At 49.6% G+C, this 24,353-nt stretch carries 20 protein-coding genes and 1 pseudogene; 11 read left to right on the top strand and 10 right to left on the bottom strand.

What is annotated here, in order from left to right:
• Positions 1–7 precede the first annotated feature (7 nt).
• From AC1RVX_RS01005 to AC1RVX_RS00990, 4 genes are all read left to right on the top strand, one after another.
• The gene (locus tag AC1RVX_RS01005) at positions 8–733 is read left to right on the top strand and encodes a hypothetical protein (RefSeq protein ID WP_493214722.1); all 726 of its coding nucleotides are present in this window, start codon (positions 8–10) and stop codon (positions 731–733) included.
• Entirely contained in the window at positions 730–1,476 is a 747-nt protein-coding gene (locus tag AC1RVX_RS01000; RefSeq protein ID WP_493214721.1) for a hypothetical protein, read from the top strand. The genes AC1RVX_RS01005 and AC1RVX_RS01000 overlap by 4 nt, the downstream gene beginning before the upstream one ends.
• Before the next feature lie 115 nt (positions 1,477–1,591).
• Entirely contained in the window at positions 1,592–2,569 is a 978-nt protein-coding gene (locus AC1RVX_RS00995) for an extracellular catalytic domain type 1 short-chain-length polyhydroxyalkanoate depolymerase (RefSeq protein WP_493214720.1), read from the top strand.
• 330 nt (positions 2,570–2,899) lie between these two features.
• Positions 2,900–3,577 carry a class I SAM-dependent methyltransferase gene (locus AC1RVX_RS00990; protein ID WP_493214719.1) on the top strand — a complete coding sequence of 226 codons (678 nt, stop codon included), beginning with the start codon at positions 2,900–2,902 and terminating at the stop codon, positions 3,575–3,577.
• A gap of 96 nt (positions 3,578–3,673) precedes the next feature.
• On the opposite strand, the gene AC1RVX_RS00985 is transcribed toward AC1RVX_RS00990, so the two are convergent.
• Entirely contained in the window at positions 3,674–3,919 is a 246-nt protein-coding gene (locus tag AC1RVX_RS00985; protein ID WP_493214718.1) for a hypothetical protein, read from the bottom strand.
• A 233-nt stretch (positions 3,920–4,152) separates the two neighbouring features.
• On the opposite strand from AC1RVX_RS00985, the pseudogene AC1RVX_RS00980 reads away from it, so the two are divergent.
• Positions 4,153–5,553: pseudogene (locus AC1RVX_RS00980) on the top strand (aminotransferase-like domain-containing protein).
• Positions 5,554–6,217: 664 nt separating this feature from the next.
• Here the strand turns inward: AC1RVX_RS00980 and AC1RVX_RS00975 are convergent.
• From AC1RVX_RS00975 to dnaA, 7 genes are all read right to left on the bottom strand, one after another.
• Entirely contained in the window at positions 6,218–7,240 is a 1,023-nt protein-coding gene (locus AC1RVX_RS00975; protein ID WP_493214717.1) for a ComEC/Rec2 family competence protein, read from the bottom strand.
• Positions 7,237–7,935, bottom strand: coding sequence for a hypothetical protein (locus tag AC1RVX_RS00970; protein WP_493214716.1), 699 nt, complete (start codon positions 7,933–7,935; stop codon positions 7,237–7,239). Before AC1RVX_RS00970 ends, AC1RVX_RS00975 begins: the two co-directional genes overlap by 4 nt.
• Position 7,936: 1 nt before the next feature.
• Positions 7,937–10,006: an ATP-binding protein gene (locus AC1RVX_RS00965; RefSeq protein WP_493214715.1), complete on the bottom strand. Its 2,070-nt coding sequence runs from the start codon at positions 10,004–10,006 to the stop codon at positions 7,937–7,939.
• The gene (locus tag AC1RVX_RS00960; RefSeq protein ID WP_493214714.1) at positions 10,003–11,328 is read right to left on the bottom strand and encodes an N-6 DNA methylase; all 1,326 of its coding nucleotides are present in this window, start codon (positions 11,326–11,328) and stop codon (positions 10,003–10,005) included. The genes AC1RVX_RS00965 and AC1RVX_RS00960 overlap by 4 nt, the downstream gene beginning before the upstream one ends.
• 277 nt (positions 11,329–11,605) lie before the next feature.
• Positions 11,606–14,101 (bottom strand): DNA topoisomerase (ATP-hydrolyzing) subunit B, encoded by a 2,496-nt coding sequence (gene gyrB / locus AC1RVX_RS00955; RefSeq protein ID WP_493214713.1) that lies wholly within the window; start codon positions 14,099–14,101, stop codon positions 11,606–11,608.
• Between the two features lie 224 nt (positions 14,102–14,325).
• Positions 14,326–15,432: a DNA polymerase III subunit beta gene (dnaN, locus tag AC1RVX_RS00950; RefSeq protein ID WP_186946002.1), complete on the bottom strand. Its 1,107-nt coding sequence runs from the start codon at positions 15,430–15,432 to the stop codon at positions 14,326–14,328.
• A 429-nt stretch (positions 15,433–15,861) separates the two neighbouring features.
• Complete coding sequence (gene dnaA / locus AC1RVX_RS00945) at positions 15,862–17,250, bottom strand: chromosomal replication initiator protein DnaA (protein ID WP_493214712.1); 1,389 nt, start codon at positions 17,248–17,250, stop codon at positions 15,862–15,864.
• A gap of 478 nt (positions 17,251–17,728) precedes the next feature.
• Between dnaA and rpmH the strand changes: the two genes are divergently transcribed.
• The 6 genes from rpmH to AC1RVX_RS00915 all read left to right on the top strand — a co-directional run bounded on the left by rpmH (position 17,729) and on the right by AC1RVX_RS00915 (position 22,938).
• Positions 17,729–17,863: a 50S ribosomal protein L34 gene (gene rpmH, locus AC1RVX_RS00940; RefSeq protein WP_061535510.1), complete on the top strand. Its 135-nt coding sequence runs from the start codon at positions 17,729–17,731 to the stop codon at positions 17,861–17,863.
• Positions 17,864–17,903: 40 nt separating this feature from the next.
• Entirely contained in the window at positions 17,904–18,323 is a 420-nt protein-coding gene (gene rnpA, locus AC1RVX_RS00935; protein ID WP_493214711.1) for a ribonuclease P protein component, read from the top strand.
• 9 nt (positions 18,324–18,332) lie between these two features.
• Positions 18,333–18,629 carry a membrane protein insertion efficiency factor YidD gene (yidD, locus tag AC1RVX_RS00930; RefSeq protein WP_493214710.1) on the top strand — a complete coding sequence of 99 codons (297 nt, stop codon included), beginning with the start codon at positions 18,333–18,335 and terminating at the stop codon, positions 18,627–18,629.
• Positions 18,630–18,638: 9 nt separating this feature from the next.
• Entirely contained in the window at positions 18,639–20,318 is a 1,680-nt protein-coding gene (yidC, locus tag AC1RVX_RS00925) for a membrane protein insertase YidC (protein ID WP_493214709.1), read from the top strand.
• A 363-nt stretch (positions 20,319–20,681) separates the two neighbouring features.
• Positions 20,682–22,088 carry a tRNA uridine-5-carboxymethylaminomethyl(34) synthesis GTPase MnmE gene (gene mnmE / locus AC1RVX_RS00920; RefSeq protein WP_493214708.1) on the top strand — a complete coding sequence of 469 codons (1,407 nt, stop codon included), beginning with the start codon at positions 20,682–20,684 and terminating at the stop codon, positions 22,086–22,088.
• Positions 22,089–22,137: 49 nt separating this feature from the next.
• Positions 22,138–22,938: a helix-turn-helix domain-containing protein gene (locus tag AC1RVX_RS00915; RefSeq protein ID WP_493214707.1), complete on the top strand. Its 801-nt coding sequence runs from the start codon at positions 22,138–22,140 to the stop codon at positions 22,936–22,938.
• A gap of 6 nt (positions 22,939–22,944) precedes the next feature.
• Here the strand turns inward: AC1RVX_RS00915 and AC1RVX_RS00910 are convergent, their stop codons facing one another.
• Both AC1RVX_RS00910 and AC1RVX_RS00905 read right to left on the bottom strand, forming a co-directional pair.
• On the bottom strand, positions 22,945–23,532 hold the full coding sequence (locus AC1RVX_RS00910) for a LysE family translocator (protein ID WP_493215145.1): 588 nt from the start codon (positions 23,530–23,532) through the stop codon (positions 22,945–22,947).
• 112 nt (positions 23,533–23,644) lie between these two features.
• On the bottom strand, positions 23,645–24,346 hold the full coding sequence (locus AC1RVX_RS00905) for a DUF6058 family natural product biosynthesis protein (protein ID WP_493214706.1): 702 nt from the start codon (positions 24,344–24,346) through the stop codon (positions 23,645–23,647).
• Between the last annotated feature and the right edge of the window lie 7 nt (positions 24,347–24,353).

Here is a 24,353-nt window from a genome sequence, read left to right as displayed (position 1 = left end):
CATGGTCATGCTGGATTTGATCTTTATACTGATTTCGTTTACTTCCGATAGGCAGAGCGCGTTCGGGCTGTTTCAGTTCGGCATGCAGGTTAACTGGTATATGGGTGGTTTGTTTATGTCGGCAATTGTATTCGCTGGCCGGTATTTCAAACATATGGTCAATCCTGGCGCAAGCCTGATTACCCTGATGCGCCCGGCTTCGGTGTTTGAAAAATGGCTGTTGGCATTCGTGATCATCAGCATCTTGTATCCTCTGGTGTATACCTTGGGTTATACGCTGATGAATTATCCCGCCGTCCAGTTGGCCAAAGCGTCATATGTTGGGCCAGCGCTTTGTGAGGCTTGCAATCGCGTTGAGCCGGACTTTCATTTCTATATTCCCTTCTTCACCTCAGAAATAGGAAAGACCAGTGACGATGCGCGAAGCTTCTTTAAGATGCAAATATTTTTCGCGCTGTTCTTATCAGCGGGGCAGGCAGTCTTTGCCGGTTGTACGGTTTTTTTTAAACGTTCACCCGTGCTAAGAACGGTATTGGGGTTATTTTTACTTTTCATTTTTACAGCATGGATTGGTTCCTCTCCACAATTGGGAATATTTGCATCGAGCAATGATGATGTAATTGTTCTACACGGGGCAGCCGAATATGGTTTTTCAATAGGCTTGTGGCTAGGTTTGCCTGTGTTGCTTTGGACGGCACTATTTTTCCACCTCAAAGAACGCGAGGTGGCATGATGCAACGTCTCTTTTCAAAAATTGGAGTCTGGTTGTTTTTTGTAGCCGTGGCATGGTATCTCGCTGGTAATTTCATACTGGCTGACATTAATAAAAATAATGTCACGTATGCCAAGAGCATGCATAATATTGAGCAACATTTCGATATCGGCGAACAGGCAAGTGTGGTGATACGCACGAAGAATAACGAAGTTGGTGCTGCAAGAATCAAAATTTTTTTCGACCCAAGTACATCACAGGCCTCGGTTAATAATGAGAACTTGCGCCTGTCAGTCAATGGTCAGATTGTTGACGGGGCATTGAATATCACTTTGGCCAGTATTAAAACGCGTCAGTACACATCGTCCAGCGAATTAATCATCAAACTACCGTCTTCGGTTAAAAAAGTGAAATTTTCTGGTGTTGATGCCGTTGAAGTGTCTGGTAGCATGCCCTTACCTGCTACTGAATTGAGTTTGGAAATTACCGATTGTGCACCAACGGTGAATGTAGAAAACTTCGCAGTCGATCACCTCAAGCTGACGTCGACATGCCAATCGCAAATAAAACATTGGCACGAAAATGGTTTTGGTTTGGGTTATGCGGTGCAAATGAATCGGCTTGATGTGTCTATGCAGATGGGTGCGCTGAAATTATCTCCAGAAACGATCCCGAAACAGATTCAATTGAACATCGGTGATGAAGTGGTAGTGACCGGGCAGCGTGCGTTTTTAACGTCGGCGCGTTTTAGTAATAATTTTTGATGAGGAAGGCAGAACAATTGGACGCTTGGGTATTATCACAGATGTGCTCACGAGTGTGTTTGCCAAACAATCGCAAGCCATGCCCTTTCGCAGGTTCAGCCACTAAAGGCACACGATGAAACGATTACTTCGCTGGTTTGCCTGGAGCATACTGGGCCTGCTTGCCCTCATCGCTGTGTGCGGCGCATTGTTCGCTTACTTCATTTATTCCCCAGCGCCCGTTCGCCCGGCCTTGTCCGGCACTCTGCAAAAAGGCAACATACAAGCTGGCGGCATCAAACGCACCTACGTCAGCTATGTTCCACGTGACCTGCCCAAAGGCGCACCCTTGGTGCTGGTCATGCACGGCTCAGGCCAAAGCGCAGAAGATATTCGCGTCGAAACCGGCTACGGCTTCGAGCGCCTCGCCGATCAACATGGCTTCGCCGTCGCCTATCCCGATTCCTACAGTTTTGACTGGAACGATTGCGGCAAGGTTGGCGACTACCAGGTCAATGGCCGCGACATCGACGATGTTGGTTTCCTCAATGCCCTGACCGACAAGCTCATCAACGACCTCGGCACAGACAAGACCCGCGTGTTTGCCACCGGCGTGTCCTCAGGCGGTTTCATGTCACTGCGCCTGGCCTTAGAATCATCAAACCGCTTCCGCGCCGTGGCGGCGGTATCTGCAAGCGTGCAAGCACCCCAGAACTTCCGCTGCAAGCCCAATGGCACAGGCACCTCCGTCATGATCATGAACGGCACCAAAGACCCGCTGGTGCCATACAAGGGCGGTGAAGTGAACTTGCTTGGGCTGTTCTACAAATGCGGCGACGTACTGTCAGCACGCGCATCTGCGCAATATTTTGCAGACCTGAACAAGATCACCGCCACACCCATAACGCAAACGACCGCTACGTCAGGTATCGATGCAGAACAAGTAAGCTGGAAGCACGACGCCAGAACCGAAGTCGAACTCGTCACCATCCACGGTGGTGGGCATGGCCTGCCACAACCCTACTACCGACGTGCACGCCTGCTAGGCCCGTCGCCGATGGCACCGAATGGGGCAGAAATGATTTGGGAGTTCTTTGCGCGACAGCAACCTTGAGCAACATTTAAATGGTCGGGGGAGATTCTTGCAATCTTTCACGTTGCGGCAGCGACCCCCTTTGGGGGAGCACGTATCAATCTGAAAATAAGGTAGGTAAAGCGAAGATATAGTCATCCATATTTGCAGAGATGTAGGCGTTCATTCCTTCTGTTGGTTCAATTCGCACTGGTTCATTGCGGTTCATTCCAATGTTAAGTTCTTCAATAATAGTCCCAAAGCCTTTGCTTGAATGCTGGATTCAGAAACCTCCGCTCCTTCAGTCGAACGCAATATAAATGTGCTGGTTAGACATCTATAATTCGAACGCAACTCAACATGAAAGCAATAATGAAAACTGCCAATCAGAATTTAACCACCTTAAAAGTCGAACGGTCGCAGCGATATTTTAATCAGGTGAGTCTATTTTTCTACGACCTCGTCTTGTATGGTGTGATTTCCAAATACGCCTGGGGTTGCTCTATCCAGCGTTTGGACGCGCATTATAAAAATTACGTCTCTTCCAATCATCTCGAAGTCGGTGTTGGAACTGGGTTCCTATTAAACAGGGTTGTCTTTGATTCTATCAAACCCAGACTCGCGCTGATGGATCTAAGCCCTGAGTGTCTGGCAAAAACCAAACTCAAGGTTTCAAGATATGCGCCGGAAACATACATTCAAAATTTGTTGGAGCCCGTCCAGCACAAGATGAGCAAATTTGACTCCATTGCGATCAACTATGTCATGCATTGCGTTCCAGGCAGCTTCAAAGAAAAGGGCATTGCATTCAGCCATCTACAACCACTTCTCACTGAAAATGGCGTGCTGTTTGGAACCTCTGTCTTATCTGAAGACGTACATAAAAATTTTTTTGCAAAGCCATTCATGTGGCTGATGAATTATCTGGGCGTTTTCAACAATCGCAATGACAATGCACGCGACCTGAAAGATTTCTTGGAAAAGAATTTTCAAGTGCTTGATTTTGAGGTGCTTGGTGTCACCGCATTTTTCGCCGTTAAAAATAAATAATTCAGTGAATGTACTCGAGCCGCCTGCCGACGCTGCCCAACAGCTGCATCGAGGAAGCGCCGTTGCATCACTAGATCGGCCGACTATTCTTTGCCATCACGGGAAGGTCAGGTCCAAGCCCAACGCCCTGGCAAGGACGAAGGTGAAGATCCCCAAGGCAAGGAGCGATAGCATAAAGATGGCAGCCACCTTGCCACTCGCGCGTAGCACTGCGCGTGTCTCCGTCCCGTGGTCCTTCTCCTTCTTCCCTTGATCGTAATGCCACTTGATGGCGAAAAACATGCCCACGCCGAGCACGAGAGCTTTGAACGTAACTAAGACTATAGGAATCCATTCCATCATTTTGAGTATTTCCAGGCTATTACATAAAACTATCTATCGTGAGCAACACCAGCTTAAAACACTGCTTCAGCAGCTTCGTTTCTTGTTCAAACCATCCCCTCAGGCATCCAGCGAAGTAACCTGCCGAATGCAGATGAGAGAGCAGAAAACGTCATCGACTGCCATGCAAGGATAGTGTTGCTGCACGTCCTGATGCATACTACTTCAAAGCAATTTCCATACATGAGGACAAATTGTCCCAGTTGAAAAACACACAAGACAAAAATTTGCCAATTTGGTTGCCGCAATTGGCCGTGCACGGCGGGCCACGGTTCTTGCAAATTGCAGATGCCTTGCAGGCGGCGGTGGCAGAAGGATCGTTGAAACCGGGTGACCGCCTACCTCCGCAGCGCCTTTGGCAGCACAACTGGACGTCGACCTGACGACCATCACCCGCGCATATGACGAAGCCAGACGCCGCAACTTGTTGCAGGGCCGCGGTGCCCGGGGCACTTATGTCGCAGCGCCAAAAGTTGAAATGAACGCCATCCTCGACCTCAGCATGAATACCCCACCACCGCCGGATGGCGAGGATTTTGACGACATGTTGAAACAAGGTTTGTCACAAGTACTGATGAGGGCAGATAATGAATTGCTGATGACTTACCACCTGGCCGGTGGAAGCGACTCCGACCGCAAGGCTGGGGCCAAATGGCTGGCACCCATGTTTGGACAGCTGGATGCTCAACAGCTTGTTGTCTGTCCGGGTGCGCAAGCTGCGATCGCCGCATTGATCCTGGCGCTGACGCAGCCTGGCGATGTCATCCTGGCAGAGCCAATGACTTACCCCGGCTTGTGTGCCGCAGCGACCCAATTTGGCCGGCATATCATTGCCGTGGAAGCAGACAAACACGGGATGCTGCCTGATATGCTGGAGCAAGCGTGCCGCCAGCACAAGCCTGGGCTGGTCTACCTCAACCCCACATTACAGAACCCGACCGCCATCACCATGCCAGAACACCGGCGCAAAGAGCTCGCCAGCATCGCGAAGCGCTGCAATGTACGCATCGTCGAAGACGATCCCTACTGGCTCCTTGCTGATGCCCCGCCATCACCTATTGCCACGTTTGCGCCGGAACAGGTGTACTACATCTCCACCTTGTCGAAATGCCTGACGCCCGGCCTGCGTGTCGCCTTCGTGCTCATACCCACCCCGCACGAACGCGAACGTTTTCTGGTCGCACTAAGATCATTTGCGCTGATGGCCGCCCCCTTGACGGCCGCACTGGCCACCCAGTGGATACTCGACAGTTCGGCTGACGGGATTGATGGAAGGCATACACAACGAGGCGCGCCTGCGCCACAGCATGGCCAGGGATATTCTGGCGGGGCAATACAGCGGCGCCGGAGACGGCCTGCATATATGGCTAGAGTTGCCAGCGTATTGGAACTCTGCACAGCTTGCGCGTGCAGCCGCCAACGAGGGCATCGCAGTCACGCCAGCAGAGGCATTCGCAACTGTCAGCGAACCAGTGAATGCAATCCGTATCTCTTTGGGTAGCATCAAAGACCGTGGACGCTTACAGGCGGGTCGTCAACGGCTGTCTCATCTCCTTGCATGGCGGCCCGAGTCGTTCAACGCTGCTGTGGTTTAATTGTCACTACGTCTGGCACTGGAATCCCCAAGCCGCTTCCGCGCTGGGACGGCGGTGTCAGCGAGCGTGCAAGCAATCCAGAACTTCCGCCGTAAGCCCACTCGGCACTTCAGTCATCATCATTAACGGCACCAAAGGCCCGCTAGTGCTATTCAACGGCGGCGAAGTAAACCTCTTGGGCTGTTCTACAAATGCGGCGACGTACTCAATGCACGCGCATCCGCACAATATTTCGCGGACCTGAACAAGATCACAGTAAGCACCCGGTCAACACAGGTTGACCGGGTGCTTACGCTAGGGCCATCGCCGATGGCACCGAATGGGGCGGAGATGATTTGGGATTTCTTTGCGCGGCAACCGTGGTGAGCATTTTACAATTGGCCAGAGAAAAGCCTTTAATTTTTTACTCTGAGGCGATGCTGATGCTGTTTCGCATATTAACGACAAGTTCGCAAAAAGAAGCTATTTCAATTAGTGATTAAAATAGAAGAAATTGCTAGGCAAGAGGCACAAAAGTTTTGGGGCTAGATCAATCTGCGCATTAAAAGTTCTACTAGTAAACTTGTATAAGATATTTTGGTATTAAGATGGCGCAAACTCAAAGCTATCGAATATCAATATTCTTTTATCTTGCTTTCGAAATCAAGCAAATGGCGTGCATTATTCATGGATTGGTACTTTTACATTTCGCATTGGGTATATGCTGGAGAATAAAATCTTGATGGGATGAGTTTGTAGGTTCTGAAATCGCGCATTTTTTTAATGGGATTTTTACCGTTCCAGTGCAACAAATATTTTTTTCTCTTCCAGATGAATGTAAGTTTTCATCAAAGATCCGGCTTGCAATGGGGAGATCTTTAGCGCACCGTTTCGATAATTGGGTACAGCCTATAGATGCGTTATATGCAACTACGGTTTTTAGTACTGCTTCATTCGGATTTAAATGCTTATCTCGTCCATGAGAAAAGAGGACAGTCTTAGGTTGTACGGCATTGAGCAGCGTTTGAGTGAACTGTTGTGGGTCCGCATCGCCGGGCAAGCCCCCGTGATGTGGGAATACTAAGAATGGCGCTGTAATATCTACACCTTTTTTTGTGATTTCATCTAATGAAACTTCATCCATGTCGCCAGTCAATAACGCAATTGGTACTTTGTCAAAAATAATGCGAATAACGGCACTAACAGAATTGCTAGTCACTTGCCTACCTTGTCGATCACGCGCCCCTGCACCGCGTGCGGCAAGTAGCACTGAAGGTGCCGCTACTTCTAAGGAGACATCTACAAGGCCTTCGACTTCAAGAGGACCAGTTTTTAATCCTAAGACAATTTCAATTTCGTTCCTTTCCTCAGCGCCGTCAAGCGCAAAGGTAAGATCATTCCAAGCCTCACTCGTTTTGTCTGCATCCGCATTCAATAAAACTTTCTTAATCTCGAATCCATCCGTGAGAAGGCCCACTAGTCCACCAATGTGATCATAGTCAGAGTGCGAAAGAATTACGGTATCTACTTTTGTAATACCTAGTTTTTTAAGATGCTGCCGCAATTTGGCCTTAGTACCTGTGTCCACTAAAATGACAACGCCGTTTTCTAGTATAACATTTGCATTTCCGTGACCGACATCAAGTACCAAAAGGACAGGTTCATTGATACTTGTCGCGGTCGCTTTCAATAGAGTAATTTTGCTCATTGAAGTTTCCTTATGGACCATTCATCTACATATAAATCCTCGAGTCCGTCAGCTCCAACATTTACAGTTGCGTAAATTCGAACCACTTCATGGTTTTCAATTCCCGTTTTTACTTTTTGAAGCGCTTCATTGTCATTTATTTCCCACTCAAAGCTGACGAAAGTTGACGAATCCCATTCTGGAATCACTGCATTTACTTGTATAAGCCCTGTTCGTAAGATTTCCCCACCCTCTATGCGAACAACTGTCCTCCAAGGTTTGCGAACGGAAGAAAAATTCTGTTGAAATTCACCTATGCATATTGTGAATGCTTCCTTTAAAGTTTCAGCACTTACGTCATCTGGTTGAAGAATCACCGGGATTTGACGGCGATGTCTTCGAATTGCATCAGGAAGATGGGTTTCGTAACGTGTACATAGCACTACGGGAATAAAATTTGTGTATAAACCAGAGACAATTTCATCTCCATTAATTGCTGAGTAATTTTTTACTTTGAGATTGTAATCACATATGACTGCGCTTTTCTGAGCGTCAAATTGTTGAATGAGCGATGGGACATCTTGAATCTGCCCCATTATTTCTTTGGCATCCACTTCAAGGTCTTCAACGTGAAATCGGTATGTTTCCCGTACGTTCGGATTGTCGTCAATTAATTGAATTGTCGATATATCCCGCGCACCTATGTTTAAAGCCATATTATTTCCCCAAAATTGGAAGAGTTACCTTAAACTCAGCACCACCGAGTCCGCCATTTGGTGTGACATCAATCTTACCGCCCATGTCTTTTAGAGTATCTTTGACGATGGTTAATCCCAATCCAGTACCGTCAGGATTGGTTGTCATGCCTGGCAGCCAAATTTCTGATAGTTTTAAATCTGTTATACCTGGACCAGAGTCCGATATTATAATTTCTACTTCATGACTACTTATAATAGTTGAAATTTCGATTTTTCTGTTTTGAGTAGCAGCATGTTCAAAGGCACGAAGGGAGTTATTAATTAAGTTCGCAAGAATTGATTCGATGGCTGCGTGAGAAGTGCGGAGGTAAGGAGAGCCCTTTGCCAGTTTAAGCTCCAACGTTGCGTCGCGCCCAGTTACGAACTTCTCCATTAAAGTAGACATGTTTTTAATTACGTCATGAACTTGTACGCGTTCCATTCGACGTTTTGATGATCTGACGAGGCTAAGTGTAGCATTTCCAAGTGTAGCCAAAGTTCCTGAAGCTTCTCGAATTTTATTTACCGGGTCCAGAAATTTCTTTTGCTCAGAAACTGCTTTGATCAAAAGGGGAATGCGATGAGTTAGTGTATTTACGGACAGATCAATAATCTTGATTGGATTACCTTGTGACTCATGTGAAAATGTGGCAGCAGTGATTCCAGCGGTACTTAAAGTTCTGTATAACTGAATTTCTTTTTTCAATGAGTCTGCTTCTTTGTTCCGTGACTTTTCATATCCGTGAAATGCAAGTTCTAATTGTGCTCTTACAGTAGGTGAGGCTTTGGCGATAGCAGCTGCCATATTATCTTTGTGTGCTTTTGTCGCTTTTGGAACTTCATCTTTGTCATTATCCCGACGCTCTTGGGCTCGTGCCAATCTCCAACGTGCCATCCAATTCATCGCATCGCTTGCAAATTCCTTAAGCTCTTCAAAGTTGTCATCCTCAATAAACCCAGTTCGGTCTGTCTTTTGTTTCAATTCGAATTTGCTCGCTCCTGGAATAACAATTCTTCCGATAGAGGTATTTGTACTTGGGCGCTCTTCAGGGCTCTTAGCGCGGGCAAGATTCATTTCAAGCCAATCGTTCCCAGGATTACCATATGGTGACACCCGAATGTCATCTTGGTACACATGAACTCCCCCAAAGTTTGCAAGCCAGTTTGAAACTTCTGTTTTCGTAACTCGGCGAGCGCTAAATTCTGCAGCAGACAAAACAAAAACCCAAAGGTCAAATACTGTGGGCGGAGCTTTGTAGGGAACTTTTTGTTTGACCCTTCGAAGGTCCGCATGCGTTGCAACTGCTAGAGCTTTGCCTTGCCAATCTAAAATGCTTGCAGTTCCATTACCATTTTTGTCGAGATTTGCCAGCAGATGGTAGTCCGCTTGGTCAAAGTATTTTTGATTAAGCAGTTCAACGACTTCTTTGAATTCCTGCGCGACAAGTTTGACCTCAAAGCCGTTTTTTTTATCACCAAATGGATCCGTCAGGAGCAGAATTGATCGGGCGAGGCGCTTGACCTCTTCTGTTCTAAGAGGTTGGCGTAGATCCTGAAGTAATATGGTTACACCTTTTCCACGTTGGTTGTTTTTACTTGTTTTAATCTCCAACGCTACGTCTTCAACAACCGACGCTTTTTCAAAGTCTGCCCAATTGATTTTGAGTTGATGAATGCGCCGAACGTTGCTGAGTTGTACTGCGGAGAGCTCAACTTTTCGTCCCATTCGAAGTGCTGCTAGCCTGCCAAGGCCTTTACTTCCGGCAGGTTTTCTTCCTAATCGAGTTTCTACAGCATTTGATTTTCCGGACTTGCCTAGAACAAGCCACCCGTCACGTATTCCAGCTGCATTCATTCCATCTCCGTCATCGGTGATACTAATTTCCCCGCCTGATTCAGTGGTATTAAAGAGTTCAATCGTGCATAGGTTTGCATTTGCATCGTATGAATTCTTTATAAGCTCTAGAATGCTTTGATCTGCACTTTGGTTGAGTTCTTCCCCTAGCCTGGATAATATTATTGGAGAAAAACGAAATGATGCATTTGTCATATCCACTCATCCAAAGGAAGTTTTTTTAGCGATTCGGTCGTTAAATGCCTGCAACGTATAGTTTTATTCATCCAGTCATCAACATTAGAATTTTTTAGTGCTTTCATTAGCTTCTTACAGGTTCTCAAAGTTCCATCAATCGGTGATAGGACAATTAAGTGGTTTTCAACAGCTATTTCAGCAGGACTGCATACTAGGGTTGGAATAACTCGACGTGCATCTGACGGATTAGAGGTGCGCCGGACTACAACGCATGGAGTTTTGTGTAATGTGCCGTTAAATTTACACGTAGCTGTTGGAATAACTTCTCCATCTGGTGTGGCGTCACTAACAGAAAGATAATCGACTTTTCTATCATTTTTTTTTGCCCTAAATGGTACGTAGGCACCAACAGAGACGCGAAAGAAATTTTCCACTGCACTGAGAAGATCGGTGTTATCAGAAGACACTTGCCAGCTAGATGTTCCATTTTTCTCAATTTCAAGTTTTTGTAAGTGAATAATAAAAACATCAACATCTGTTTTACTATCAAATCTGCCGTAAACGATGATCTGTTTGACGAGGGCTTTGGCAGAGATACTTTCTCGCCATCGCTTATAGCGAGTACCACTTCGGAGGACATCAGGAAGGATAGCGACAATCTCTTGACCAACTTTTGCTGCCTTAAGTGCTGAATCGACAAAAATTCCAGCCAATTGAACGTTTCCAGAGGCCCAAGTACAATCTGGGCCAGCTATAGTGCTACCGAAAGGTGGATTCATAACTAAGCAATCAACCTGCCCAAGAGATTCGGTATGGTGCAAGTAGTTTTTTCGCAAAATATTCTTGAAAGGTACAAGGCGGCGAGTCTCGTGAGATAGGGTGCGCTGTATAGCTACTTGTTGGGACGCTGCCAGTAATCTAAGTCTTGAACGAGCGGCATCCACAAATTCTTTATGCAGATCACAGCCGAAAATTCGACCTTCCCAACTATTGAGTGTAGCTGTCAATCCTGATTCACTAAGGAAATGACTAGCACATGCTATCAATAAGTCACCTGCCCCACACGCGGGATCTGCAACGGTCGCACCTTCGCGTAATCGGTCAGCTACAAGAGACGTTGCAAGTCTTGATAGTTCTTGGCTAGAAAAATATATTCCGTCCGCTGAGCGAGCATCTCTATTAACAAACTGTTGAACAGCCTCAACCGCTGCTCCATTGAGCAGTCGCTCTGTATTTTCGACACCCTCTGATAATTGATTGAGTAGCCTACCGAGTTCGGCGTCAACTTCTTTGGAGAATGCCGCAAAGTCTTTAATTGGGTTAAATTCCTGTGAGCTCATGGTGCTATGTATACCAACTCCAAATTACGAAAAAATAGTGCGGAGTGCACAAATTGCACTATTACAATCATTTATGTATGTTGATGATACATTAATCATTAGATTGTTTTCTAAGAGTGTCAGTTATTCGCAATATGTGAATAAAGAGCACAAGATATTTTGCAAAGAACAAATTAAAAAAGCCGACCTATAAGGCTGGCTTCTTTAATTGTACAACTAGGAACTATTTATTATTGCCAATGTAGCATTAATTTCACTTCACCCATAATTGAAAACATCAAACGTCAATATTCCCCGCCCGCAACGCATTCGATTCAATAAACGCTCTGCGTGGTTCCACGTCGTCGCCCATCAGTGTTGTAAAGATCTGGTCGGCGGCGATGGCGTCTTCGATCTGTACTTTGAGCAGGCGGCGGACTGTGGGGTCCATGGTGGTTTCCCAGAGTTGGCTTGGGTTCATTTCGCCCAGACCTTTATAGCGTTGTTTGCTGACGCCGCGTTCGGCTTCGTCGCGCAGCCACAGCATGGCCTGGTGGAAGTCTTGTACGGCGATTTCTTTGGCTTTTTCGCCTTCGCCACGGCGCATGAAGGCGCCTTCGGTCAGCAGGCCTTTGAAGGTGCTGGCGGCGTTTTCTAGCACTTGGTAGTCTGCGCCATCCACAAAGTCGGCATCGATGCTGCTGACCTTGATGTTACCGTGGTACAGGCGTTCTATGCGCAGGCTGAATGCGCCTGACAGTTCGTCGCTGCGTACCACTGCCTTGACTGCATTGTCGCCAATGGCGGCGGTCAGGGCGATGGCGGATGCTTCGGCATTTTCTGCGGTATCCAGTTTCAGGGTGACGCCAGTCATGATGGCGGTGAGGGCGGCGCGGTCAATGACGCGGGTCAGGCGCATCATGATGGCGTTGGCCAGGTTGTACTGGCGTACCAGTTCACCCAGGGCTTCGCCAATGATGGGGGTTGCGCCTGTGCCTGGTGTGAGCGATGCGCCGGTCAGGGCCACGGTCATCATGTAGGTGGCTTCTTCTGCATCATCTTTGAGATAACGTTCATCGCGGCCCGCCTTGACTTTGTACAGTGGTGGCTGGGCGATGTAGATGTGGCCGCGTTCTACCAGTTGTGGCATCTGGCGATAGAACAGGGTCAGCAGCAGGGTGCGGATGTGGGCACCGTCAACGTCCGCATCGGTCATGATGATGATGCGGTGATAGCGCAGTTTGTCGGCATTGAATTCGTCCGGGCCTATGCTGGTGCCCAGGGTGGCGATCAGGGTGGTGATCTGTTCGCTGGACAGCATTTTTTCAAAGCGGGCTTTTTCTACGTTGAGCACTTTACCGCGCAGTGGCAAAATCGCCTGGAACTTACGGTCGCGGCCTTGCTTGGCTGATCCACCCGCAGAGTCACCTTCGACGATGTACAGTTCGCACAGGGCGGGATCTTTTTCCTGGCAGTCTGCCAGTTTGGAAGACAGGCCCAGGCCGTCCATGACGCCTTTGCGGCGTGTCAGCTCGCGGGCTTTGCGGGCGGCTTCACGGGCGCGTGCTGCTTCAACGATTTTGCCGCAAATGATTTTGGCATCGTTGGGTTTTTCCATGAGGAAGTCGGTCAGGGTCTTGGCGACAATTTCTTCTACCGGGCCACGTACTTCGCTGGAGACGAGTTTGTCTTTGGTCTGCGAGCTGAACTTTGGTTCCGGCACTTTAACGGACAAGACGCAGGTCAAGCCTTCGCGCATGTCGTCGCCGCTGACTTCGACCTTGGCTTTTTTGGCGAATTCGTGTTCTTCAATATACTTGTTGATGACGCGGGTCATGGCGGCGCGCAGGCCGGTCAGGTGGGTGCCACCGTCACGCTGCGGGATGTTATTGGTGAAGCACAATACCTGTTCATTGTAGGCGTCGTTCCATTGCATGGATACGTCTACGGTGATGGTGGTGTTCTGGTCAGACTGGCGTTCACCAGTGGCCTGGAAAATCGTCGGGTTGAGTACGCTTTTGTTTTTGTTGATGTATTCAACAAAGCCACGGGTGCCGCCTTCAAAGGCAAACAATTCTTCTTTGCCGGTGCGGTGGTCGTTGAGCTTGATGCGTACGCCATTATTCAAGAAGGACAATTCGCGTATGCGTTTGGCCAGAATTTCATAATGGAATTCAACATGGGTGAAGATTTCTTCATCAGCCCAGAAATGGACTTCGGTACCGCGTTTGTCGGTGTCGCCTACGACTTTGATTGGTGATGTGACGATGCCATCAACGGTTTCCAGCTCGCGGTTTTGTGGTACGCCACGGACAAAATCCATGGTGTGCATTTTGCCGTCGCGGCGGATAGTCAGCTTGAGCAATTTGGACAGGCCGTTCACGCAGGATACACCCACGCCATGCAGACCGCCGGATACCTTGTAGGAATTTTGATCGAACTTGCCGCCGGCATGCAGTTCGGTCATGACGATTTCTGCCGCGCTGCGTTTTGGGTCGTGCTTGTCATCCCATTTGATGCCGGTAGGGATACCACGGCCATTGTCGGTAATGGAGATGGAGTTGTCGCTATGGATGGTGACGTTGATCTCGGTACAGTGGCCTGCCAGGGATTCATCAATCGAGTTATCCAGCACTTCAAATACCAGGTGATGCAGACCGGTGCCGTCCGAGGTGTCACCGATGTACATGCCGGGGCGTTTACGCACGGCTTCCAGGCCTTCCAGAATTTGGATCGAGGATGCGCCGTATTGATTTGGCTGGGCTGGAGTATTGTCTTGGGTGTTATCGGACATGGCTACCTTCTAAAAAAACGAACTGTTTTGGACAATATGTAAATCGTCCAATGTGAAACACATTCAAAAACTGCTTTGTCATTCCTGTTTGGGCTGGATTCAGTGTCTTGGGTATTGATGCATACAGGCAGAAGACGCTGGATTCCAGCCTTCGCTGGAATGACGGAAATGAGATTGCCGTGAAATTGATTAACTGCTTTCACGGCAATTCAGCAAATAAAAAACTATATCCGCATCGGCATGACGACATATTTAAAGTCGGTGTTGTCGGGTATGGTGATCAGGGCGGATGAGTTGGAATCACCCAGCGATACGCTGACTTGGTCGCACTTCAGGTTGTTGAGCACGTCCAGCAGGTAGCTGACGTTGAAGCCGATGTCCACGCTGTCGCCACCGTAGTCGATTTCAATTTCTTCTATCGCTTCTTCCTGGTCCGCATTGGTGGACAAGATCTGCATGCTGCCTGGGGTAATGACGCAACGCACGCCCTTGAACTTGTCTGATGTCATGATCGCGGCACGCTGCAATGAACGCAGCAATTGCTCGCGGCCCAAAGTGAAGCTGTTTTTATAGCCTTTGGGGATGACGCGGTTAAAGTCAGGGAACTTGCCTTCGACCAGTTTGGAAATCAGTTCGATATCGGCAAACGTCAGTTTGACCTGGTTGTTGGCGATGTCGATCTGGACCGGGTCTTCTTTGTCTTCCAGCAGGCGCTGCATTTCAATGATGGTCTTGCGCGGGATGATGACTTCATGGCGCGGGAATTCTTGTTCCACTTCGACCTGGCAAAACGCCAGACGGTGGCCATCAGTTGCCACGGCAATCACGTTCTTGCCATCAACGACCAGCAGCAAGCCATTCAGGTAATAACGAATGTCTTGTTGCGCCATCGAGAAGTGCACCATGTTGAACAGGTGCTTCAGGGTTTTTTGTGGCAGGTTGACGCTGGCATTGAAATGCTCGGCCTGGGCGACGGTAGGGAATTCTTCCGCTGCCAAAGTCTGCAAAGAAAAGCGTGACTTGCCAGACTGCACAGTCATCTTTTTGTTTTCAAGTTTGAGGACGACATCATTGTCATCGGGCAGGGCGCGCAAAATATCCAGCAATTTGCGGGCGGCCACGGTGGTGGCAACGACATCGCCGCCTGAACCAATGGCTGCCTTGGTCGTGATCTGCACTTCGATGTCGGTCGATAAGAACGACACCTGTTCGCCATCTTTGCGAATGAGGATATTGGCCAGAATCGGCAATGTGTGCCGACGCTCGACAATACCACTCACAATTTGCAAAGGCCGGAGCAGGGTGTCCCGGTGGGTTTTAACCAATTGCATTTGAATATCCTCACTATTTTGTTTAAAGGACCGGTGCAAGCTAGCTTGCCCCCTTGCTTCTTTTTTACTACTTCTTTTATTTACTGCATCGTACTTGTTGCCTCGTAGGGTGCGCCACGCGCACCGTCCGGGCATTTGCTGCCATGGTGCGCATGGCGCACCCTACAAACTTGTTCGTCGCTCTGTACATACGGCTCTTGCACAGATGGATCCCAGCCTTCGCTGGGATGACGTTAATACTTTTCTTGCGGTTTTAAACATCCCGCCACTTCAATTTGGCCCTTGCCAACCCGTAGGGTGCGCCACGCGCACCGCACTTGTCCGGCTTTACTGCCATGGTGCGCCCGGCGCACCCTACACATCTTGACCTTACAATCTTTACTTTACTAATTACAAACCTAACTTGCACATCCTACAACATCCTGGCCATTAACCCTTGAGCGTTTGTTCTAATACATGCAATTCGTGATTGCATTCGGGGTTTTTGGTACGGTCTGCGGTGATCTTGCGTACGGCGTGCAAGACGGTGGTGTGGTCGCGGCCGCCGAAGAGTTCGCCGATTTCTGGCAGGCTCTTTTGTGTCAATTCCTTGGCCAGGTACATGGCAATCTGGCGTGGTCTGGCAATATTGGCCGGACGTTTCTTCGAATACATGTCGGCGACTTTGATGTTGAAAAAGTCGGCCACGGTCTTTTGTATGTTTTCTACCGATATCTGGCGGTTTTGTACTGACAGCAAGTCTTTCAGAGCTTCTTTGACGACATCAATGGTGATTTCTTTGCCGTGGAAGCGTGAATAAGCCAGAATCTTGCGCAATGCGCCTTCCAGCTCACGCACATTGGAACGCAAATGCTTGGCCACGAAGAAAGCCACGTCGTCAGAGATATGCACACCTTCTGAATGGGCTTTCTTGAGCAAGATCGCTACGCGCATTTCCAGCTCTGGCGGTTCAATCGCGACGGTCAAACCAGAATCAAAGCGTGAAATCAGGCGGTCATCCATGCCGGTGATTTCTTTTGGATACGTATCACTGGTGATGATGATTTGTTTCTTGGCTGCAATCAGCGCTTCAAAGGCATAAAAGAATTCTTCTTGGGTGCGGCTCTTGCCGCCAAAGAATTGAATATCATCGATCAGCAACAAATCCAGCGAATGGTAATAGCGTTTGAATTCATCAAAACCTTTGCGCTGGTAAGCGGTCACTACGTCGCGTACATATTGTTCAGCGTGGATGTAGCGGATTTTGGCATTCGGGTTATCAACCAGGATCTGGTTGCCGATGGCGTGAATCAAATGCGTTTTACCAAGGCCAACGCCGCCATATAAGAAAAGCGGGTTGTACGATACGCCAGGGTTATTCGCCACCTGGATGGCGGCAGCGCGCGCCAATTGGTTGGCCTTACCAGTGACGAAGCTGTCAAAGGTCAGGTCGGAATTGATGCGGCTTTGTTCACGGCGTGGCGACGCGACTTCTGGTGCAGCGGGTTCGGACATCATTTCTGGCATGTCGCCCTGAGCATCAAGGTCGGCATTCAAACCTTGCGGGCGGGCAGCGGGCGCAGCAGGTTTTTTGTTGCCGCGCGGGTCCAGCACAAACTGCACTTCCACGTCATCGTCCCAGAACTGTTTTGCCAGTTCCGAGATGCGATGAGCGAACTGGGCCTTGACCCAGTCCAGCTTGAAACGATTCGGCGCAGCAATGCGCAGCTTGCCGTCTTCAAAGTCGAGCGGAACCAGCGGTTTGATCCAGGCACTATATTGCTGTGGTGGAAGCTCTTGCTCAAGTTGGGACGAACAGGCCTGCCAGAAATTTTCCATGTATGACTTTAATTATTAAATGCAAACGCGCGGTGCCGAATTAACATTCTACCCAGATGAAACAGGCTAAACTTGCGCCAGTAACTCTATCTGTATCGCTGGGTGAGTTGTCTGAAAGACATAAAACGGTGCCGCGCTAATCCGCTATTTTAACCCCGCTTGACCGAGTTATCCACAGGTTTGCCTTTAAATTTATTCTTTGCATTGCACCAATAGATGTGCCTGCATTGATTAAAATTTGCGCTAAGTGATTGACACCGAAGTCAAAAGTGGTGTCTAATTCAGGGTTCCCTACCCCTCTTTTATTGGTGCGGCCTTGATAAGCAGATTATCTGCTATCTATGCTTCACACCATGAGCAGCGGTTTTGGGGCAGTAAAGGCGAAAGGCCTGACGAAAATGTGCAAGCCGAAGTCGCACCCGAGACAGCCTTTATCCGTAATTCCGATTTTTTTTATTGCTCAAATAGCGAGACCAACATGAAACGTACTTACCAACCTTCCGTCGTTCGCCGCAAGCGCACTCACGGTTTCCGCGCACGCATGGCAACCCGCGGTGGCCGCGCTGTTCTGAACGCACGTCGCGCCAAAGGCCGTAAACGCCTGGCAGCCTGATTTTCGGTTCGTTGGTCTGCGGCAGCTTTGCTGAATTCGCGTGATCAATCATATAGCTGAAAGTACAACTGAGCCAGTTCAGGCAGGTGCAGGTGGCGCAGATTTTGCCCGCGTCAGGCGCATCGTTAAAACGGATGAGTTTTCATCCGTTTTTCGTTTGCGCCCCGTACAAAAAACGGCGCATTTCGTGTTGTATACCAGAACCAATGATTTGCCGCATGCCCGTCTGGGCGTGGTAGCCGCCAAACGTTTTGCGCCACGTGCCGTGACGCGCAATACGATCAAGCGGGTTACCCGCGAGATTTTCCGGCGGGCAGCGTTATTGAATGTGGATTGCATCGTGCGTTTGTCCCGCCCTGTCAACAGCAAGGATGGCCCTGCTACGACTGCCCAGCTCAAGCGTGAGCTCAGGGCGGAAATCCTGCGCCTGTTCGCCGCACCAGCCTGCAAGCTCACTTAAGGCGCTGAGATGAAAACCCTGCTGCTCTTGTTGCTGAAGTTCTATAAACTGGCAATCAGTCCTATGCTGGGGCAGAATTGCCGTTTTTATCCCAGCTGTTCTGAATACGCAGCAGAGGCAATCAAGCTGCATGGTGCCGCCAAAGGCAGCTTGCTGGCAGGCAAACGCTTATGTAAATGTCATCCCTGGCACCCCGGTGGTGTGGATCATGTTCCGCCCGCTAGTGAAAAAACGCAAAACGCCCCCACATCCGCCAAGTGCTGCCATGAACCTGGCCACACTGGTCATTCTTCTCCCCTTTCCTGACATACACAAATGGATATCAAACGTACCGTCCTGTGGGTAATTTTCTCAATGTCGCTGTTGCTCATTTGGGATAACTGGATGCGCCATAATGGCAAATCATCCCTGTTTTTCCCGACACCGACAGCGCAGACCAAAGATGCCAGCGCTTCTGCATCCGGCAATGTGCCTGTCCCGACTGGTTCTGCATCGGCCACGGCGGCTAGTGCAACAACAGCCGTCGCTGGTACCGCAGCCAATGGCGAAGCTGCACCTGTCATCAAGAGCGAGATCATCACCATCACCACCGATGTGGTCAAAGCCGATATTGATACCATTGGTGGCGAGCTGAAACATCTGGAATTGCTCAAGCATAAAGATGGTAAAGATCACACCCGTAACATGGTCTTGTTTGATAACTCGGCTAAACGCACTTACCTGGCACAGACAGGTTTGCTGGGTGGCGCTTTCCCTAATCACCGGTCTGGCTTTGTTGCCAAGCCTGGTGTCCGTACCCTGGGGGATGCCAATCAGGTGCAACTGGTGCTGGAATCTGAACAGTCTGGCATCAAGCTGACCAAGACCTATACCTTCAAAAAAGGCGATTACACCATTGATGTGCGCCATGACGTGACCAATAACAGCGGCGCAGCCATCAGCCCTTCGCTGTACCTGCAACTGCTGCATGATGGCACCAAGCCTGAAAGCGGCGGCATGTTCTCTGGTAGTGGCGAGTTTTATGCCCCTGCGGTGTACACCGAAAGCGACAAGTTCCAGAAGCTGGATTTTGAAAAAATCGCCAAAGGTACAGACAGCCATGCCAAACAGGCTGACAATGGCTGGGTCGCGTTGTTGCAGCATTTCTTTGTTTCAGCCTTTATCCCGCAAGAAAAGACCAAGCGTGAAATCTTCACCAAACAGGTTGATACCAATCTGTATGCTGTCGGCAATATCCTGCCTATGGGCTCGGTTGCGCCAGGTGCCACGGTGACGATGAATGCACGTTTGTATTCTGGTCCGCAAGAATCAGCGAAACTGGAAGCGATCGCACCAGGTTTTGAGCTGGTCAAGGATTATGGCGTACTGACCATCATCGCCAAACCTTTGTTCTGGGTTATGGAACAAATCCACAAGATGCTGGGTAACTGGGGCTGGACTATCGTGGTCTTCACGATCTCCATCAAACTGGCACTGTTCCCCTTGTCGGCTGCCGGTTATCGCAGCATGGCGAAGATGAAGGTGGTGACACCGAAGATGCAGGCCGTGCGCGAGCGTTTCAAAAACGATCCGCAAAAAATGAATCAGGCCATGATGGAGTTGTACAAGACCGAGAAGATCAATCCTCTCGGCGGTTGCTTCCCTATCCTGATCCAGATGCCAGTCTTTTTGGCACTGTACTGGGTTTTGCAAGCCAGCGTAGAAATGCGCGGCGCGCCATGGGTGGGCTGGATCACCGATCTGACTTCTCCTGATCCATGGTATATCCTGCCTGTGGTGTATGCGATTTCCATGTTCATCACCACCAAGCTGAACCCGGCCCCGGCTGATCCTATGCAGGCGAAGATGATGATGTTCATGCCACTGGCATTCTCGGTCATGTTCTTCTTCTTCCCGTCCGGTCTGGTACTGTACTGGGTAGTGAACAACATCCTGTCGATTGGACAGCAGTGGGTGATCAATAATAAGTTGATCCCGGCAGCGCACAAGACTTGAGGATAAAGCTGAAGTATTGAGCAAATGAGAAAGCCCGCAAGTTTGCTTGCGGGCTTTTTTGTTTTTGCAAAGACATGCTCCAACGTAGGTTGGGCTAGTTCGTAGGTTGGGCTACGGGGTATCAGCCCAGCACTGGGCGTTTAAGAAACGTATACGTTATTTCGAGGTCGAGTGTCGGGCCAATAAGCTTGTAGGTTGGGCTACGGGGTATCAGCCCAACACTGGGCCTCAACCAACGTATACGTCATTTAAATGCCCAACCTACATATTTATTCTTGTAGGCATAAACTCCTGTCGCATTTGCGTCACAGCAAGACAAACTAATTTGCACCTATAAGGTGCAAGCACAGATAGAATTTCAATATGATTTATGACCCCATCCCCATCGCCGCAATAGCCACCGCCCCCGGGCGTGGCGGCATCGGTGTCGTGCGCATTTCCGGCAAAGACCTTGCCCCTGTCGTCACGGCACTGTTTGGCAATATCCAATTCAAACCACGCCATGCCAGTTATCTGCCATTTACGCAGGCTGACGGCACCGTCATCGACCAGGGCATCGCCATTTATTTCAAGGCTCCACATTCTTATACTGGCGAAGACGTACTGGAACTGCAAGGCCATGGCGGCCCTGTGGTCATGCAAATGCTGCTGTCGCGTTGCCTGGAAGCAGGCAAGGACGCGGGTTTGCGTCTGGCAGAACCGGGCGAATTTACCCAGCGCGCCTTTTTGAATGACAAGCTTGACCTGGCACAGGCAGAAGCCGTGTCTGATCTGATCGAGGCATCGACCGAGGCGGCAGCCAAGTCGGCATCGCAATCGCTGTCTGGCGCTTTCTCCAAAGTCATTCATGCATTGGTAGAAAAAGTCGTGCACCTGCGTATGCTGGTGGAGGCAACACTGGATTTTCCGGAAGAAGAAATCGACTTCCTGGAAAAATCCAATGCCCGTGGCCAGTTGGCAACCATACAGGCAGCGCTGCAAAAAGTGTTTGAACAGGCAGCCCAAGGTGCCTTATTGCGCGCAGGTTTGAATGTGGTGCTGGCAGGCCAGCCGAATGTCGGCAAATCATCCTTGCTGAATGTGCTGGCTGGTGATGATGTCGCCATCGTTACCCCCATCGCCGGTACCACCCGCGACAAGGTGACCGAGACCATCCATATCGAAGGCATACCGCTCAACATCATCGACACCGCCGGCATACGCCATGAACATGATGAAGTCGAAGAAGGCGAGGTCGCCAATGCCATCGACACAGTAGAACGCATAGGCATAGAGCGTACCTGGGCCGAAGTTGAAAAGGCAGATGTGATCCTGCATCTGCTGGATGCCAGTCGCGGTCCTACACGTGCTGATGAAGCCATTGTCGCCCGCTTCCCTGATGGCGTGCCGGTGATACGTGTGTGGAACAAGATCGATTTATCCGGCCACCATGCCAGCGTAGACCAGATGTCCGACGCCACCCACATCTACCTGTCAGCCCATGAACACATAGGTATCGATTTACTGCGTAAAGAACTGCTGCGCATCGCAGGTTGGGAACAGACTGGCGAATCACTTTACCTGGCCCGCGAACGCCACCTGATCGCCCTCAAGCACGCACACGAACATTTGCAAAACGCGGCGGAATATGCAGCGCAAAACGACCAGTCACTGGACCTGTTCGCCGAAGAACTGCGCCTGACCCAGGACCGCCTGAACAGCATCACCGGTGAATTTACGTCGGATGATTTGCTGGGGGTGATTTTTTCGCGGTTTTGTATTGGGAAATAAAAACTGGCGACCACTGATGTGAAAAATGCCAAAACCTACTGAAAAGTTAATGCCCGAATTTGTCCCGCGTTTCTGGCGCGATGACAGGCTGCCTTTTATTGAGGCGCGTTATCTGGCGGATGGTCGCCGGGTCAGTTATGACAGGCATGCGCACAAGCTGTTTTCCATCGGGGCCATCATCGAAGGGGAGAGCAGTTTTATTCATGGTGATGATGAATACCGTGTCGCTGCGGGCAGCGTGGTTATCATCAATCCGGGTTGCGTGCATGCCTGTAATCCGCTGGAAGATTTGCCCTGGGCATATTGCATGCTGTATGTAGATGCTGACTGGCTGGCCGGTTTGCAGGGGGAAACGGACAAGACTTTTCAGGGGTATGCGACAGCGGTCAGTACCGACCCGGTATTGTTTGAGGGCTTGCTGGACTTGTATCAGGTATTGATTACCGAAGATGCTGAACTCTTGCACAAGCAGGGCAGCGCCATCCAGTATTTTTCTGAAGTGCAAAAACGCCTGCAGGCGGCAGTACCAGAATTGCCGCTGGAAAATGGCAAGCTCAAGCTGGCGGCAGATTTCATTGATGCACATTGTACGCAAGACCTGAGCCTGGACGATATTTCTGCACAGGCCGGGCTGTCTGCTTCTTACCTGTTTCGCGCATTTAAAAAACAATATGGCATGACACCGCATGCCTACCTGATCAATCGCCGTGTGCAATATGCGCAAGAGCGATTAAAGAACGGTGCCACCATCGCTGAGGCGGCACTGGATGCTGGCTTCGCTGACCAGGCGCATTTTCAGCGCGTGTTTAAACGCATGCTGGCGGCGACGCCTGGCCAGTATTTGGGTTAAGCAAGCTTAAGTCAGCACCAGATAGACGGCACTGACCAATAACATCGCCGCCAGGCTGCGATTAAAAGCACGCATCAGGGCTGGTCGTTTGAATAGCTGGCGCAAAGCCGTGCCAGCATAGGCCCAGGCTGCAATCGATGCATAGCAAATGAAAAAATAGATGATGGTGAAATGCCATACCATGCTGGTATCACCATTTGCAGCATACGCACCCATGCCAGCTATCGATGCCAGCCATGCTTTTGGATTCAGCCATTGCATCAGTGCGCCATACCATGCGGATGGGCCCTTGCCTTTTTCATCGACCAGCAATTGCCCATCGTCTATTGCGAGCTTGTAAGCCAGGAACAATAAAAAAGCAACTCCGGCCCATCGTATGACCTGTGTCAGCGCTGGTATGACATTCAATAACTCATGCAGGCCCAGGCCAATCAGGAACAATAAAACCGTAAAGCCTATGGTTGCGCCGCTGACATGTGCAAGGCTGGCACGAAAGCCGTATTGCGTGCCAGAGCGCAAGGCCACGATATTGACCGGGCCGGGTGAAAAGGATGAAGCCAATGCAAAGGCTGCCATGGAAAGATAGAGTTTCAACATAAGTGTGGAGGTATAAGTTAGTCGGTAGACAGACTTATACCCGGCCACACATGCGGCGTATTGAAGAAAACTACCCTGGCAAACCGCGTCGATAAACCCGGCTGCTGATTTATGCGGCGATTGCTGTCAGCAGATGGGGCCGCAAATCATCCACCAGACGCTTGCGGCTGCAACGCGGGTACTCTGCCGGGGAAAACCACATGGCTACCCGCGCATAATCATCGACCAGTGGCAGCAAGTCTTTTGCTTCTGCAGTGTTGTATATGATCTTGCTGCCATTGTCGGTCAGGGCGATCAATTTTTCCTGCAATACTTCTTTGAGTGCTATTGTTGTTGCTGATGTCGGGTTGGCGACGCACAGGCCAAAAGTACCCAACAAAAAATGTTGCCAGCTTAATTCAGCACGGGCTTGCAAGCCTGTGTCAATGACAGTCCCATCGCTGTTAAAACTGTCTTGCACATGCCATAGTGTGGCATTCAGCTTGGTGATGGCATCGATAAATTCTTGCGTGAAATCCTGTTTGAATGCCTGAGCGGCCAGGTCGCCATGTTGGGCCATCGCCTGTTGTGCCTTGTTGTACCACACGGTATTGGCAGGGTGAAAATATTCGCCAACGTCAGTTTCAGCAGCATCCAATTCTCCAAAAATAGCAGAATGGATTTTGGCATTTTCTGTCACCACATAAGACGGGGCGGGTAATAGCTGGGCCTGTATCAGGACATCGATATTTTCCTCTGTACAGTTGCAGGCAGCGGCAAATTGCGCCTTGTTCAGGTAGTATTTTTTAAGGTAGAGATCAAGTGCGGACATAAGGTAC

This window comes from Undibacterium sp. GW821-FHT11B02, from assembly GCF_058808955.1.
The sequence above is the reverse complement of the archived record's forward strand: the minus strand, read 5'-3'. Positions and strand labels throughout refer to the sequence as shown.

Bases quoted from the DNA above. Each gene is read 5' to 3' on its own strand.
- AC1RVX_RS01005 (WP_493214722.1), top strand. From the start codon at position 8: ATGCTGGATTTGATCTTTATACTGATTTCGTTTACTTCCGATAGGCAG.
- AC1RVX_RS01000 (WP_493214721.1), top strand. From the start codon at position 730: ATGATGCAACGTCTCTTTTCAAAAATTGGAGTCTGGTTGTTTTTTGTA.
- AC1RVX_RS00995 (WP_493214720.1), top strand. From the start codon at position 1,592: ATGAAACGATTACTTCGCTGGTTTGCCTGGAGCATACTGGGCCTGCTT.
- AC1RVX_RS00990 (WP_493214719.1), top strand. From the start codon at position 2,900: ATGAAAACTGCCAATCAGAATTTAACCACCTTAAAAGTCGAACGGTCG.
- AC1RVX_RS00985 (WP_493214718.1), bottom strand. From the start codon at position 3,919: ATGATGGAATGGATTCCTATAGTCTTAGTTACGTTCAAAGCTCTCGTG.
- AC1RVX_RS00975 (WP_493214717.1), bottom strand. From the start codon at position 7,240: ATGAGCAAAATTACTCTATTGAAAGCGACCGCGACAAGTATCAATGAA.
- AC1RVX_RS00970 (WP_493214716.1), bottom strand. From the start codon at position 7,935: ATGGCTTTAAACATAGGTGCGCGGGATATATCGACAATTCAATTAATT.
- AC1RVX_RS00965 (WP_493214715.1), bottom strand. From the start codon at position 10,006: ATGACAAATGCATCATTTCGTTTTTCTCCAATAATATTATCCAGGCTA.
- AC1RVX_RS00960 (WP_493214714.1), bottom strand. From the start codon at position 11,328: ATGAGCTCACAGGAATTTAACCCAATTAAAGACTTTGCGGCATTCTCC.
- gyrB (WP_493214713.1), bottom strand. From the start codon at position 14,101: ATGTCCGATAACACCCAAGACAATACTCCAGCCCAGCCAAATCAATAC.
- dnaN (WP_186946002.1), bottom strand. From the start codon at position 15,432: ATGCAATTGGTTAAAACCCACCGGGACACCCTGCTCCGGCCTTTGCAA.
- dnaA (WP_493214712.1), bottom strand. From the start codon at position 17,250: ATGGAAAATTTCTGGCAGGCCTGTTCGTCCCAACTTGAGCAAGAGCTT.
- rpmH (WP_061535510.1), top strand. From the start codon at position 17,729: ATGAAACGTACTTACCAACCTTCCGTCGTTCGCCGCAAGCGCACTCAC.
- yidD (WP_493214710.1), top strand. From the start codon at position 18,333: ATGAAAACCCTGCTGCTCTTGTTGCTGAAGTTCTATAAACTGGCAATC.
- yidC (WP_493214709.1), top strand. From the start codon at position 18,639: ATGGATATCAAACGTACCGTCCTGTGGGTAATTTTCTCAATGTCGCTG.
- mnmE (WP_493214708.1), top strand. From the start codon at position 20,682: ATGATTTATGACCCCATCCCCATCGCCGCAATAGCCACCGCCCCCGGG.
- AC1RVX_RS00915 (WP_493214707.1), top strand. From the start codon at position 22,138: ATGCCCGAATTTGTCCCGCGTTTCTGGCGCGATGACAGGCTGCCTTTT.
- AC1RVX_RS00905 (WP_493214706.1), bottom strand. From the start codon at position 24,346: ATGTCCGCACTTGATCTCTACCTTAAAAAATACTACCTGAACAAGGCG.